Consider the following 12,273-nt stretch of genomic DNA (forward strand, 5'->3'; position numbering starts at 1 on the left):
AAATTCTTTAATAACAGGCGAATTCACGGTTAAAGACACTAACCATAGCCTTATGTGGGGATGCTCACCGGCTGTGAAAATTACAGCTGAGGGCCTAAAAAGCGCTGTGCAAGGCGTGAGAAAGTTTCTGCATCACCGGTGGATTCAAAAAGTCTTGTGGGCGCATTATCAACAGGTGCTAGTTCATCACGTTCGGTCAAGATGCGCAGCACGTCCTTCGCAGTCTCTTCTGCCGAGGACACCAGGGTGACATTATCGCCCATGGCCAGCTGAATAATGCCGGTCAGCAACGGGTAATGCGTGCAGCCCAGCACCAAGGTATCCACGCCTGCTGCCTGCAGCGGCGCCAAGTAGGCTTCCGCCACGCCGAGAATCTGCCGGCCGGAGGTAATCCCGCGTTCGACGAAAGGCACGAAGTCCGGGCAAGCCACGGCGTGCGCTTCCACGGTGTCCGTCTGCGCGAACAGGTGTTGATAGGCCTGGGAATTGATGGTTCCCTCAGTGCCAATGACACCGACTTTGTGGTTACGCGTGGTGGCCAGCGCACGGCGTACCGCCGGGCGGATGACCTCCACAATCGGGATGTCATAGCGCTCCCTCGCTTCTTCCAAGAAGGCTGCGGTTGCTGTGTTGCATGCGATGACCAACATCTTGCAGCCGCGCTCCACCAAGTCATCGGCGATGGCGCGGGAAAGATTCTGCACGTCTTCCAACTCCCGCGGGCCGTATGGCGCATGCGCGGTATCACCGACGTAGATGATGGATTCTTGTGGCAGCTGCTCCATGATGGTGCGCGCGACTGTTAAACCACCGACACCTGAATCAAAGATACCGATGGGAGCTAGACTGTCCACTTATCTAACCGCCTTTTGCTTGCGCCGTGCGATCTGCGCTTTGGTGTCATCGGAGGTAATCACGCTACCTGCCACGACACCGCCAGCGGCGCCGAAGAGGTGCGCCTGCCAGGACACGCCTTCATAGATGGGCAGCACACCGAAGATCATGCCGGAGTAGAAAATGCCCAGGACAATGCCCAGTGCAATCTGGCTCAGGGAACGGTTGAAGATACCGCGGATGAGCAGGTAAGCCCACCAGCCATAGACAACTCCCGATGCACCGATGTGGTTGGTACCCGGGCCGCCCAGCAGCCATGTACCAATGCCGGCGATGAGTACGACCAGCAAGGTAACTTCCCACCAGGCTTTACGCCCGGAAAGGCCTACGAGGAAACAGAAAATGGCACCTGAGATTGAGTTTGAAATCAGGTGCTCAAAGTTCGAGTGCAGAAACGGCGAAGTAATGATGCCCAGCAGACCGTTGAAATCCAGCGGGTGAATACCGAAGTATGTCAGCCGGCTCCCGAAGATAAACGTGTTAACCAGGTGCACAATCCACAGCACCGCGACGTACCCGAATGCGAAAGTCAGCCCCGTGGCAATACGTCCACGCTTGGTGTAATTCGCTGAAATACCACTATTGCGCGATGACTTTCCGGAGGGCTGCGGGATGGGTGCTGGGTAGGTCATAGTGCAGACAAGTTTAACCCAGCCAAGCAAGCTCTGCCGCAAAGAAGACGTCGCCTATGCACATAGGCGCACAATTCAACGGCTATATCCGGGGTTCTTTCGGTAGCTTCACAGCTTCAGCAACGCAACGCGGCGTTGCTGCTTGCAAACGCCAAATGCCTACAACTGCCAAACACACCCGCACGGGCAATTAGCCAATGAGGGCTTCGAGGAGGGAGTCTTGGCAGTAGCCGAGCCACTCCACCAAGGTGTCGCGGTTTTGTTCATCTTCTTCGCTGAAGATGTCACCGCTAGCCAAATACAGACGCAGATCATTTAAGCCGGCTAGAAAAGCATGGGCGTCCGCTTCTTCGATGGCGACCTCTGCTCCACCCACTGGGCCAAGCGCATGGTTGATGACTTGAAGGTTGCGCAGCTTTTCTTTGGCGATGTCATTTTCGTGCAGACTGCGCATCAGCCCGGCATCACCGTCATATTCTTCTTCACCTTCCGCAAAGAAGTCTGGGAAAAGTCGCGCCAGCGATGGATCTTTCGGGGCCTCTTTATGCCCGGTGGGCATATCCATCATTTCTGCCAGCTCATCCTTTGGCGCTGATTGTGCGCGTTGGATGATGGCTTCACTGACGGTGGAGGTGAGATTTCCTAGAACCTCACGTTCCATAGGCTCCAGCACGGTTTGAAACTTCGCTCCGCGCAATAGAGCCTTTTTCCTTCTCCAAGGTTGCATCTAATTAACCTGCCTGCTGCATTGTTGCCCAAAGCCCTGCTACTTGCAGCTTTTTCACGTCGGCTTCTACTTTGTCACGCTCACCGGAGCTTACTGCGGCTTTACCCTCAGTGTGCACCTGCATCATCAACTCATTGGCGCGCTTTTTGTCATAGCCCAACACGGTTTGAAATACATAGGACACGTAGCTCATCAGGTTTACGGGATCGTCCCAAACAACGCACATCCACGGCAGATTCTCTTCCGAAGCTACCGAGACGTCAATTGCCTCATCTAGCTCCGGGGAAGCCATGGGTGAACTTAATTGCACGTACATGCCAACCAGCTTAACTAATTTTATTTCTTTAGTAGCAGATTTTGACTAGAGTTAGGCAAAACGATTTTCACATGCGAGCCAAAGAGAGCATAAGACCATGCAACTGCCACAGCCTATTGCCCGTTTAATGAATGAGATTTTCTCGGGCAAGAACCCTGCAGACCTTGCTCGCATCGGAATCACCACCATCACGTTGGTGCTCACTCTCCTGGCCACAACCGCGCCACCAGCGCACGTTCAGGCGCAGCTGGACACCATCCAGACTGAAGTCTACGACGCCATCAATGACATGCGCACTAAGCAAAACCTCAGCATGATCTTCGAATACCCGGACCGTCAGGAAGCAGCCCAGCAAAAGGCTGAGCTCAATGCTGTTACGGGGAAAGAAGACAATGTCGATGAAAACATCAGCATGCTGCAAGCACACCTGCAGCTTAATGAGGCCAGCGGCTACGAATTTATTGAGCGTCTTCGCACCTCGGAATCTCACTTGGCAGTCATGATGGAACCAACAAACCTGCATATGGCCGTCGGTGTTGCTTATTCCGCATCCGATGACAAGGTGTGGCTGGTACTGCAATTCGAATAAGAAATATCGAGTGCCCATTTAAATGCAGTCTTTGGGGCGCTGATGGGGCATCGAAAAGCACTGCATAGGCTAGACATGGCTGACTGCTTAGCCTGAATGGAGCTGAATGGCACAGAAAAGCCATGTCGCGCGCTAGACTTGTTCGCTGTGAACCCTAAGACGAATCAACCACAATCCACGGCGTTGCTCACAGACATGTATGAGCTGACCATGTTGCAGGCAGCGCTCGCTGACGGCACGGCTGAACGCCCGGTAGTCTGCGAAGTCTTTGCACGCCGGCTGTCCAATGAGCGCCGTTACGGTGTCGTGGCCGGAATTCCGCGCGTGCTGGATGCGGTGATGAACTTCCGCTTCACGGAAGAACAACTCGCAACGTTGACGTTCTTAGATGATGCCACCCGGGACTACCTGCGCAATTACCGCTTCTCCGGCCAGATTGATGGCTACCGTGAGGGCGAGCTGTACTTCCCTAATTCTCCGCTGCTGACCGTGCGCGGCACCTTCGGCGAAGCTATTTTGCTAGAAACCGTCATTTTGTCCATCATGAACTCGGATTCGGCTGTGGCATCGGCGGCATCGCGCATGGTGGTCTCCGCTGATGGCCGTCCGATTATTGAAATGGGCTCGCGCCGCACCCACGAGCAAGCCGCTGTGACCGCTGCGCGTGCGGCCTACCTGGCGGGTTTCCAATCCACCTCCAACCTGGAAGCTGCCGCCCGCTTCGGCATTCCGGCTTCTGGCACCGCGGCGCACTCCTGGACCTTGGCGCACGTCAACGATGATGGCAGCGCGAATGAAAAGGCTGCCTTCAAGTCTCAGATTGAAGCACACGGCGTGGGTACAACCTTGTTGGTGGACACCTTCGACATCACCCAAGGCGTCAACAACGCCATTGAAGTAGCCGGCATTGAGCTCGGCGGTGTACGCATTGACTCCGGCAACTTGGGGGCGATTACCCGCCGAGTGCGCAAGCAACTCGATGACTTGGGCGCACACAACACCAAGATTGTGGTCTCTTCCGACCTGGACGAATTTGCCATCGCTGGTCTACGCGGCGACCCGGTGGATGTCTACGGCGTGGGCACTTCCGTGGTCACCGGCTCTGGCGCTCCAACCGCAAGCATGGTGTACAAGATTGTCGAAGTTGACGGCCATCCAGTGGCCAAGCGCTCCGAGTCGAAAAAGTCTGTGGGCGGCGCCAAGCGCGCTATCCGCTCCTACCGTTCCTCGGGCGTGGCGATAGAAGAAATCATCTTCCCATTCCACGAAAACGAACCGGATACCGGACACTTGACCTCCAAGATGCTCACCGTTCCTTTGATTCGAGACGGTGAGATTGTAGAGGGCCAGCCAACTCTCGATGAATCCCGCGAGTACCTGGCGCAAAACATCAAGACCCTGCCGTGGGAAGGCCTGGCGCTGACCCGCGACGAACCGGCGGTACACACCCGCTACGTCGGCTTCGAATAAAGCACTCCTTTCGGGGCGGGCATCGCCGTCCGCTTACTGTGTGCATCGTTGTCCTATTATCGCGGGCATCGCTGTTCTATTCCTGTGAGCATCGTTGTTCTAACGATGCTCACAGGCGGTTCGGGAGTAGCCCCATACATGGCTTAGACTCGGTGAGGTGAACGAAGAACCCCTCAATCAGACGACGGATACTTTGCTTGATCAAGCCGTGGCTGCCTTGGGAGGTGCCCGCCGCGACGGCCAGCACGCTATGGCTCAGGCCGTCACCAAAGCCTTGGAGTCCGACCGCCACTTGGCTGTTCAGGCCGGCACCGGTACCGGCAAGTCTTTGGCCTATTTGGTGCCTGCTATCCGGCATGCGCATAACACTGGATCCACCATCATCGTCTCTACCGCGACGATTGCTTTGCAGCGCCAGCTGGTAGAGCGTGACCTTCCGCGTCTGGTGGACGCGCTGGAGCCCATTATGGAGCGCAAACCCACCTTCGCCATTATGAAGGGCCGCAACAACTATGTGTGCCTGAATAAGGTGGCGCAGGCAGGGTTCGAGCCAGATGAGACGTTGTTGGAAGATGAAGAGGTTTCTTGGACGGGCAAGCATGTCAAGCGCGTTTTTGAGTGGGCAGATGAGACCGAAACCGGCGACCGTGATGATCTGAGCCCGGGCGTGCCGGATCTGGCGTGGCGGCAGGTTTCTGTCACCTCACGGGAGTGCCTGGGGGCGTCGCGCTGCCCACAGGGTGAGGATTGTTTCGCGGAGCTGGCCAAGCAGAAGGCTGCACAGGTAGACATCGTGGTGACCAACCACGCGCTTTTGGCTATCGATGCCGCCGCCGAGACCGACATCCTGCCCGAACATGACGTGGTGATTGTGGACGAGGCACATGAACTGGATGCCCGCATCACCTCGGTTTCCACGGCAGAAATTAATGCCCGCGCCATCAAGATGGCCGCTAACCGCGCCAAATCCCTGGGCGCTGAGGGCAAGGACGTGCGCCTGGGCGAATTAGCGGATGATTTCGCGATTTTCATCGGCACCTATGAGTCCGGCCGTTGGGTGGATATGGACGAGCCTTCCAAGAACCAGTTGGATGGCCTGGCCACCGCGATCATCGACTGTAAGACTGCCGTATCCCGTCCTAGTGAGGGTGAAGCCGCTAATGATCCGGAGAAGTTCGCCGAGCGGCAGAATTTGACCAATCACCTTTCTGAGATGGCGGAGACCATCCACCGCATCCTGGAAGTATTCGACACCGATGATGCCGCGGAGCAAGATGACGTGGTGTGGGTGGATGACACTTCCCTAGCGGTGGCACCGCTGTCGGTGGCGGATTTGCTGCGCGATAACCTGTTTGGTGAAAACACCGTGGTGCTCACATCCGCGACGTTGGCACTAGGTGGGCGCTTTGATGTCATGGCCGCGCAGTGGGGCATGCCGAAGGGCACCTGGGATTCCATGGATGCTGGCACGCCATTCAACCCGGCCAAGTCAGGCATTCTATATGTGGCATCGCATCTTCCAGCGCCAGGACGCGATGGGCTTGCCGATGAAACCCTCGCCGAGATGAAAGACCTCATCATGGCAGCTGGTGGGCGGACCTTAGGTCTATTTTCTTCTCGTCGCGCTGCTGAGCAGGCCGCGGAAAAGCTGCGCATGCAAGTACCTTTTGAAATCTTTGTCCAAGGTCAAGACACCACAGGTGCTTTAGTGGAAAAGTTCTCCAAGCATGAGAACTCTTGTCTGTTTGGCACTCTCACCTTGTGGCAGGGCGTAGACGTGCCTGGTCCTGCGTGTTCATTGGTACTTATTGACCGCATTCCGTTCCCGCGTCCGGACCAACCATTGCTGCAGGCACGCACCGATGCCGCCAACGCTGCCGGGCGCAGCGGCTTCATGGAGGTCTCCGCCACCCACGCAGCGCTACTCATGGCGCAGGGTGCCGGTCGCCTTTTGCGCGCCACCACCGACCGCGGCGTCGTCGCAGTGCTAGACAACCGCTTGGAAACGAAACGCTATGGCAGCTTCCTGAAGAACTCCATGCCACGTTTCTGGACCACCACCGACCCCAAGGTGGTGCGCGGGGCGCTCAAGCGTCTGGTGGCGTCCTAGCCGTCCAGAGGTACTGGCAGCGTCACCACGGTCGCCGAATCAGGTGCGACTTCGGTGTAGCCGGCGTCGCGGATAACCACTGCGCCTGGCACGGCGAGCGCTTTATTAAAGAGCTCGCGGTCAACTTCACACACGCTTAAGTCAAAGCCCTGCTGCGCCCATTGCCATGCCTGCTCCGCAGACAATGCGGCGGCATAAAGCATGGAACCGTGCCCGACTTGCGCAGCGGCCTTACCTGCTGACATCTCCAAAGTCCGGTCCACGTAGACGGTTGGCACACCGGCACGTGGCTCGCCCGGATCATCGTAAGCAATATCTGTGTGCCCGATCTGCAGCTTCGCAATCGCCGGATGGACGTCTTTTACAGCGGATGGAGTAAACGCACGCGCTTGGTTGTTCACCGTTGCCCCTGGAAGGCCTTGTACGTCCTCCCAGGCCTTGTTGCGGGCTCGGCGTGCGACCTTGCGGATGCGGTGCCCGTACCACTGGCTCAAGTCCTGTGCGAAAGCTCCTTCTTCGCCGGCGCGTTCATCGAGGCATACTCCGACGACGGCACGCGCTGCCGATTCCAGCAGCTCCGTGCGCGCAGGTGGGTTTTGCTTCGGCATGTTCAGGGCTATCTGCATTGCCTGAATGGTTTCCGGATGTTCCGGGTCTTCATCGATGTCACGCCAAGAGCGCCCGGTGCAAGCATCGACCAGGCGCTTATGCGCCAGCTCAAACTCCGGCGAGATGTCTTCCAGTCCCATTACTGAATATCTCCAGGGGTGGTTGCTCCCAGAATCTGTACTAGCCCCGCCAAGGTGGGCAAGTTGATAGAAACATCGGCATGCGCACGCAATGCTGGCTTGGCGTTAAAAGCGATGCCCAAACCTGCTGCGGTGACCATGTCGATGTCATTGGCGCCATCGCCCACAGCAACCGTCTGTGCCATATCCAGGCCTGAGTCTGCGGCGAACTCACGCAGGAACTCTTCTTTGGCCTTGCGGTCCACTACTTTGCCGGCAACCCGGCCGGTGAGGCGACCGTCTTCAATCTCCAGGGTGTTGGCACGAACGTAATCAAGTTCTAGTTCGCGCGCGAGCTGCTCGAGTACCTGAATGAAGCCACCTGAGACCACCGCTACGCGGTAGCCCTGCTCCTTCAATGTAGCCAGTGCTTCCTTGACACCTGTGGTCAGCTCAATCGCTTGCGAGACCGAATCAATCACGGACTTATCCAAGCCCGCCAAAGTAGCAACACGCTCGCGCAAGGACTCCTCAAAATCAAGCTCGCCTCGCATCGCACGGTCAGTAACCTCAGCTACTTCCGCTTCCTTACCCGCGTGCGCCGCAAGCATCTCAATGACCTCACCGGTAATAAGCGTGGAGTCACAATCCAAACAAATCAGCCCGCGCGATGGAGAATCCCCCACTGGCAGCAAGGCGATATCAACGCCATGAGAAGCCGCGAGGTTTGAGAGCTCCTCCGCAGATCCTTCATAGCGCACGGAAAGCTCCACGCCATCTAGATGCTCAGTTGGGACTGGGCGCTGTTCGTTTACAACAACACCTAGTTCCTCCAAGTCTGCAACCAGATTTTGCGGGAGCGTTGGGCCAACAATGATTAACAAATGAGTGGAAGTCACGTTGCCATGATACGACAAAGCCACCTTCCGATTACTCGGGAGGTGGCTCTATGTCAGGAGGATGATTAGTGCTTAAGCACTATTTCTATCCACTTCTAGTGATTTACACCAGCGTGTGCCTCTGCACGCAGACGCTTAACCATGTGAGGGTAGTGCAGCTCGAAGGCTGGACGCTCAGAACGGATGCGTGGCATGGAATCGAAGTTGTGGCGTGGAGGAGGGCAAGTGGTTGCCCACTCGAGAGAGTTGCCGTAGCCCCATGGGTCATCAACGGTAACGATCTCACCGTAACGGGAGGACTTGAATACGTTCCAAATCAGTGGGATGACGGATGCACCCAAGACGAAGGAGAAGACGGTGGAGATCTGGTTGAAGACGGTGAAGCCGTCAGATTCCAGGTAGTCCGCGTAACGACGTGGCATACCCATGTTACCGACCCAGTGCTGAATCAGGAAGGTGCCGTGGAAGCCAATGAAGGTCAACCAGAAGTGAATCTTGCCCAGGCGCTCATCCAGCATACGACCGGTCATCTTAGGGAACCAGAAGTACAGACCAGCGAATGCTGAGAACACAACAGTACCGAAAAGGGTGTAGTGGAAGTGCGCAATCAGGAAGTAAGACTCAGCTAGGTGGAAGTCTAATGCTGGAGCAGCCAACATGACGCCGGTCATACCGCCGAACAGGAATGTCGCCATGAAGCCCATCGCCCAGATCATCGGGGTGTCCCAAGTTATGTGCCCCTTCCACATAGTGCCGACCCAGTTGAAGAACTTCATACCGGTAGGCACTGCAATCAGGAATGTCATGAACGAGAAGAACGGAAGCAGAACTGCGCCGGTAACGAACATGTGGTGTGCCCACACGGCCATGGACAGTGCACCAATTGCCAGAAGTGCGAAGACCATGCCGGTGTAGCCGAAGATTGGCTTACGGGAGAAGACTGGAACAACCTCAGAGACGATGCCGAAGAACGGCAGTGCAATGACGTACACCTCAGGGTGACCGAAGAACCAGAACAGGTGCTGCCACAGAATTGCGCCGCCATTAGCGGAGTCAAAGATGTGGCCGCCAAGCTTGCGGTCGTAGAGAACACCCAGTGCAGCAGCAAGCAGCAGCGGGAAGATCATCAGCGCAAGGATCGCGGTAACGAAAATGCCCCAGACGAATACTGGCAGACGGAACATGGTCATGCCTGGTGCACGCATGGTCAAAATGGTGGTCAGCATGTTGATAGCGGAAAGAACGGTACCGATACCGGTTGCGCCGACACCGATGATCCACATGTCTGCGCCAACGCCTGGGGTGTGAACGCTGTCAGCCAAAGGCATGTACATGGTCCAACCGAAGTCAGCTGCGCCGCCTGGGGTCAGGAAGCCAGACAACATGATGAGGCCGCCGCCGGAGGTGATCCAGAAACCGAATGCGTTCAGACGCGGGAAGGCCACGTCAGGCGCGCCAATTTGAAGTGGGAGCACGTAGTTAGCGAAGCCCCAAACAATTGGGGTTGCGAAGAGCAGCAGCATCACGGTGCCGTGCATAGTGAATAACTGGTTGAACTGCTCGTTAGAAAGGAACTGGAGACCCGGGGTGAAAAGCTCAGCGCGGATCAGCAGTGCCATCAAGCCACCGAGGAAGAAGAAGCCGAACGACATGATGATGTACATGATGCCCAGCTGCTTGTGGTCGGTGGTGGTTAGCATCATCCAAGCCTTGGAACCGGTCTTACTATTACCGGAAGGCTCTGGACGAGTTGGCTGGACGTAATCGTCTAGCCGTGGCGCCACAGCGGTCATTGTTTTCCTCCTGAATACAAAGCACAACAGAACCAAACCTGAAGTGCTTAAAGGTTTACTTGCCTTATATTAGGCATTCTTCCCCCTTATTGCCAGCTCATCATAATCTTCACTCCCCCCACCTGATTAGGGCTTTGTTACTAGAGTGACACCGTTCCCCCAGTACGAACGGGGCGAGCAATTTGACCTTCAAAACGGTTCCATCGTTTTAGGTGGGATACGCCACAGTTTTGACTTGAATTCCGGGGCGAAACTTTAACAAACCGCAGGTCGCTGCACCCCCAGTTGATGTCATCCTTTAGAACTATGGCGCGCGTATTGTAAAGCCTGCCAACTTACCCACCGCATGAATCGGCGCAGATCAAAACGATATTTCGCTCCCGATCCAGCCCTATAGATACAGAAAAGCGGTGACTAATCCTGAACCGGATAAGTCACCGCTTGGCTTACTTGAAGCAAATTCCTGTGAGAAAGCTTAGAAGTCCCAGTTCTTGTTCTCTCGGGATGCCCAGTCCTCGTCCTCCCTGATGAGAGGCGGAAATCCTGCGGATCCTCCAACTCCAATGGCCGCTCGTGCCATCTACGTGCCACTCGCGATCGAAGCCCCTCTCGCCGACAAGATCGCTGCCGTCGCACATGCCCAGCTTACCGCCGGGCGGCTCCATCCGCACGGGAACGACGAGACTCATAGATAGTCCCCGCGTAGCCAAGGGTCGTGCCTCACATAAATTTCCCCGCCAGACTCTTCACCCGGGGACATAGACACGACGACGATGGGGTCATGGTCGACAAGGACGTTTCCATGAACACCAGAATCGAGATCACGAAGAAATACGCCACCGCGTATGCCAAGGCCGGCAGGCAACAAAAGTCGGCCATCCTCGATGCCGTCACCGACATCACTGGCTGGAACCGCGACCACGCTCGCCAACAGCTCATGCGTCGGACTCGCCAGCCCAAGGGCAGAGCCAACGCCACCGTGGCCGTGATCGATCGACGCAAGACTAAGGCCCGTAAGTACTCCTACGACGCGATCAAGATCCTGCAGTATGTGTGGTCAGTTGCCGGTGGAATCTGCGGCAAATACCTCGCCCAAGCTATGGTCGATCTCCTCAACTCCCTCGAAGCCCACAACCACCTCGTGCCTGGCCAGGGCCGCTACAGCACGAACGTACGCGACGAGCTGGTGTCGATGAGTCCAGCCACGATCGACCGATACCTGGCACCAGCCCGGGCTAGAGACACCCTGCGTGGGAAGTCGGCAACGAAGCCTGGCACACTGTTGCGCAACTCGATCCAGGTTCGTAAGGCCGGTGATGAAGTCGAAGCCGAACCCGGATTCTTCGAAGTCGATACCGTTGCCCACTGCGGACCGACGTTGAAGGGCGAGTTCATCCGCTCGGTCAATTACACCGATATGCACACCGGGTGGGTCTACACCCGAGCAGTCAAGAACAATGCTGCCGTACACATTGTTGCCGCGTGCACTCATTTCGTTGAAGCGGTGCCCTATCTCGTGACCGGGCTCGACTTCGACAACGGTTCAGAGTTCATCAATCACGACCTCATCGACTGGGCGGCCCAGCGGAAGATCTTCTTCACTCGCGGCAGGCCTTATACGAAGAATGACCAGGCCACGATCGAGTCAAAGAACAACCATCTCGTGCGTCGGTACGGGTTCTACTACCGCTACGACACGACAACCGAACTCGGACTCATGACGACGCTCTGGGCACTGGTCAATGACCGGTTGAACTACTTCACTCCGACGAAGAAACCCACCGGGTATTCCACTGATTCGGTGGGTCGTCGCAAACGTGTTTATGACACCCCGCGGACCCCGTTCGTGCGTCTGCTGGATTCCGGGATCCTCAACAGAAAGCAAGTCGCTGAGCTCAGGGCTTACAAGGCTGGTCTTGACCCGGTCCATATCGCGGCCGAGATCGATCGGATCCAGCAGAGGCTGATCAAGCTCGCTGCCGGGAAGACCGCGCGTATGAAACGTGAGATCGAGGCCAAGCAGGCATTGCCCGATTCCTCGGGTATTCGGGTCAGGCCGAGTCGGGTGGGGTGAGAGTTGTTCCCGGGGATAATTTGTGTGAGGCACGACCCTCA

General features: G+C 56.5%; 11 protein-coding genes. 4 read left to right on the forward strand and 7 right to left on the reverse strand.

Annotated elements, in window-relative coordinates:
* Positions 1-80: 80 nt before the first annotated feature.
* The 4 genes from murI to clpS all read right to left on the reverse strand — a co-directional run bounded on the left by murI (position 81) and on the right by clpS (position 2,569).
* A complete protein-coding gene (gene murI, locus CCASEI_RS11395; RefSeq protein ID WP_006822118.1) occupies positions 81-854 on the reverse strand; it encodes a glutamate racemase in 774 nt (257 codons plus the stop codon).
* Positions 855-1,526, reverse strand: a complete 672-nt coding sequence (locus CCASEI_RS11400) for a rhomboid family intramembrane serine protease (protein ID WP_006822119.1) — start codon at positions 1,524-1,526, stop codon at positions 855-857. It abuts the gene before it with no gap.
* Between the two features lie 190 nt (positions 1,527-1,716).
* Positions 1,717-2,253 carry a DUF2017 domain-containing protein gene (locus CCASEI_RS11405; RefSeq protein WP_025388046.1) on the reverse strand — a complete coding sequence of 179 codons (537 nt, stop codon included), beginning with the start codon at positions 2,251-2,253 and terminating at the stop codon, positions 1,717-1,719.
* Positions 2,254-2,257: 4 nt separating this feature from the next.
* Positions 2,258-2,569 carry an ATP-dependent Clp protease adapter ClpS gene (gene clpS, locus CCASEI_RS11410; RefSeq protein ID WP_006822121.1) on the reverse strand — a complete coding sequence of 104 codons (312 nt, stop codon included), beginning with the start codon at positions 2,567-2,569 and terminating at the stop codon, positions 2,258-2,260.
* Positions 2,570-2,696: 127 nt separating this feature from the next.
* Between clpS and CCASEI_RS11415 the strand changes: the two genes are divergently transcribed.
* The 3 genes from CCASEI_RS11415 (at position 2,697) to CCASEI_RS11425 (ending at position 6,738) form a co-directional block, all read left to right on the forward strand.
* On the forward strand, positions 2,697-3,158 hold the full coding sequence (locus CCASEI_RS11415) for a CAP domain-containing protein (RefSeq protein WP_225868401.1): 462 nt from the start codon (positions 2,697-2,699) through the stop codon (positions 3,156-3,158).
* Between the two features lie 96 nt (positions 3,159-3,254).
* Complete coding sequence (locus CCASEI_RS11420) at positions 3,255-4,628, forward strand: nicotinate phosphoribosyltransferase (protein ID WP_025388048.1); 1,374 nt, start codon at positions 3,255-3,257, stop codon at positions 4,626-4,628.
* A 157-nt stretch (positions 4,629-4,785) separates the two neighbouring features.
* Positions 4,786-6,738, forward strand: coding sequence for an ATP-dependent DNA helicase (locus tag CCASEI_RS11425; protein WP_025388049.1), 1,953 nt, complete (start codon positions 4,786-4,788; stop codon positions 6,736-6,738).
* On the opposite strand, the gene CCASEI_RS11430 is transcribed toward CCASEI_RS11425, so the two are convergent.
* The 3 genes from CCASEI_RS11430 to ctaD form a co-directional block, all read right to left on the reverse strand.
* Positions 6,735-7,487, reverse strand: coding sequence for an aminoacyl-tRNA hydrolase (locus CCASEI_RS11430; RefSeq protein ID WP_006822125.1), 753 nt, complete (start codon positions 7,485-7,487; stop codon positions 6,735-6,737). The two genes, CCASEI_RS11425 and CCASEI_RS11430, sit on opposite strands and share 4 nt — an antisense overlap.
* Positions 7,487-8,365, reverse strand: coding sequence for a phosphoserine phosphatase SerB (gene serB, locus CCASEI_RS11435; RefSeq protein WP_025388051.1), 879 nt, complete (start codon positions 8,363-8,365; stop codon positions 7,487-7,489). The genes CCASEI_RS11430 and serB overlap by 1 nt, the downstream gene beginning before the upstream one ends.
* 95 nt (positions 8,366-8,460) lie before the next feature.
* The gene (gene ctaD / locus CCASEI_RS11440) at positions 8,461-10,158 is read right to left on the reverse strand and encodes an aa3-type cytochrome oxidase subunit I (protein ID WP_025388052.1); all 1,698 of its coding nucleotides are present in this window, start codon (positions 10,156-10,158) and stop codon (positions 8,461-8,463) included.
* Between the two features lie 802 nt (positions 10,159-10,960).
* On the opposite strand from ctaD, the gene CCASEI_RS11450 reads away from it, so the two are divergent.
* Positions 10,961-12,232: an integrase catalytic domain-containing protein gene (locus CCASEI_RS11450; protein WP_025388054.1), complete on the forward strand. Its 1,272-nt coding sequence runs from the start codon at positions 10,961-10,963 to the stop codon at positions 12,230-12,232.
* Positions 12,233-12,273 lie beyond the last annotated feature (41 nt).

It is taken from the genome of Corynebacterium casei LMG S-19264 (genome assembly GCF_000550785.1).
GTDB lineage: Bacteria > Actinomycetota > Actinomycetes > Mycobacteriales > Mycobacteriaceae > Corynebacterium > Corynebacterium casei.

Bases quoted from the DNA above. Each gene is read 5' to 3' on its own strand.
- CCASEI_RS11400 (WP_006822119.1), bottom strand. From the start codon at position 1,526: ATGACCTACCCAGCACCCATCCCGCAGCCCTCCGGAAAGTCATCGCGC.
- CCASEI_RS11405 (WP_025388046.1), bottom strand. From the start codon at position 2,253: ATGCAACCTTGGAGAAGGAAAAAGGCTCTATTGCGCGGAGCGAAGTTT.
- clpS (WP_006822121.1), bottom strand. From the start codon at position 2,569: ATGTACGTGCAATTAAGTTCACCCATGGCTTCCCCGGAGCTAGATGAG.
- CCASEI_RS11415 (WP_225868401.1), top strand. From the start codon at position 2,697: ATGAATGAGATTTTCTCGGGCAAGAACCCTGCAGACCTTGCTCGCATC.
- CCASEI_RS11420 (WP_025388048.1), top strand. From the start codon at position 3,255: ATGGAGCTGAATGGCACAGAAAAGCCATGTCGCGCGCTAGACTTGTTC.
- CCASEI_RS11430 (WP_006822125.1), bottom strand. From the start codon at position 7,487: ATGGGACTGGAAGACATCTCGCCGGAGTTTGAGCTGGCGCATAAGCGC.
- ctaD (WP_025388052.1), bottom strand. From the start codon at position 10,158: ATGACCGCTGTGGCGCCACGGCTAGACGATTACGTCCAGCCAACTCGT.
- CCASEI_RS11450 (WP_025388054.1), top strand. From the start codon at position 10,961: ATGAACACCAGAATCGAGATCACGAAGAAATACGCCACCGCGTATGCC.